Annotated in this window: 1 pseudogene; it reads left to right on the top strand. The window is 53.3% G+C overall.

What is annotated here, in order from left to right:
- Positions 1–289, top strand: a pseudogene (locus tag M977_RS25640) (phage tail fiber protein); the annotation flags it as partial.

The raw sequence follows: 289 nt of genomic DNA, 5'->3' as shown, positions 1-289 counted from the left end.
TCTTATTCGCGTGGGCTGCACGCTGATTGCCTTCACCAACCCGGTACAAGTCCTGCAACTCACTGCAGTGACCAATGGCACTGCTTTATCCGTCACCCCTGCAGTGAGTCCTGCAATTGCAGCCGGCACGAAATACGCCATTCTACTGAGTGACAGTCTGAGCGTTGACGGGCTTGCGCAGGACATTGCCGAAACGTTTGGTATGTACCAGAAGTATATGGGCGGATTCTCTGATGTGATGAACGGCACTGGCGATGTGACCATTACCATCAATGGTCAGGCCGTTACC

The organism is Buttiauxella gaviniae ATCC 51604 (assembly GCF_001654835.1).
GTDB lineage: Bacteria > Pseudomonadota > Gammaproteobacteria > Enterobacterales > Enterobacteriaceae > Buttiauxella > Buttiauxella gaviniae.
The sequence above is the reverse complement of the archived record's forward strand: the minus strand, read 5'-3'. Positions and strand labels throughout refer to the sequence as shown.